The organism is Polaribacter porphyrae, from assembly GCF_002954685.1.
GTDB classification, from domain to species: Bacteria; Bacteroidota; Bacteroidia; order Flavobacteriales; family Flavobacteriaceae; genus Polaribacter; species Polaribacter porphyrae.
In genome coordinates, this window is sequence record NZ_MSCN01000001.1 from 1,751,969 (window position 1) to 1,753,102 (window position 1,134).

Sequence of the window (1,134 nt, forward strand, 5' to 3'; positions counted from 1 at the left end):
ATAGTAAAAGGTACAGCAACAGGTCAGATTACTTACAGTAGAAATTTACCAACTAATAATTGGTATTTGGTAGGTTCTCCACTGTCAGGAGAAACTTTAGCAGACTTAATACTAAACCATACTTTTGCATTAGGAACAAGTACAAATATTGGTCTAGCTCCTTATGTAAATGATGGTACAGGCTGGAACTATTTAACAAGTGCTTCTGTTGGTAATATTATTTCTGGTACAGGTTATTCTGTTAAGCTAACAAGCCCAGGTGATATAAGTTTTACAGGTACTTTGCAAGATACAGATGTGGGTGTAGCTATTAATACGAACACAAACGGTTTTAATTTAGTCAGCAACCCTTATCCATCATATATTGCTGCTAATAATACTGCTAATGCAACCAATAATTTATTAAAACTGAATGATACAGATAATGATTTTCTAACTGAGTCAACATTATGGTTTTGGAATCAAAGCTCTAATTCATACGATCAAGTAAATCATGCAACAGGTGCTTTTCATATAGCTCCAGGTCAAGGATTCTTTGTTAGTGCAAATGGCTCAAATACGTTATCTTTTACAGAAGCAATGCAATCGCATCAAAGTTCAGATACTTTTCAAAAAACAGTAACCAACAATAGGCCAGAAATAAAGTTGATGTTATCTGATGGCAACACAACAAAGAAAACCGATATTTTTTACATTGCAGGAACTTCAACTGCCTTTGATAATGGATATGATAGCTCAATTTTTGGAGGTATAACAAACAACTTCAATATTTTTACAGAGACTGTTTCTAATGGTTCAGGTAGAAAATTAGGTATACAGTCGTTACCAATAGATAATTATGAAAATATGATAATCCCTATTGGTATCACTGCTAGTATTGGAACAGACATTACTATTAGTGCAGCAAGTATAAACCTACCAGAGCAAGTTAAAATATATTTAGAAGATAGAGTAAATAATACCTTCACAGCTTTAGATAAAGACACTTCATTTTCTACAAAACTAGACATTGGACTTAATGGTATAGGTCGTTTTTACTTGCATACAACTTCAACTACATTAAGTACAAATCAGTTAGTCGTGAGTGGTATAAATGTATATGCAACTTCTAAAAATTACCTAAAAGTAACAGGT

1 protein-coding gene is annotated in these 1,134 nt (G+C 32.7%); it reads left to right on the plus strand.

Going from position 1 to position 1,134, the window contains the following annotated elements:
• Positions 1-1,134, plus strand: a 1,134-nt coding sequence (locus BTO18_RS17630) for a DUF8693 domain-containing protein (RefSeq protein ID WP_496559573.1), incomplete at both ends; no start/stop codon positions are given.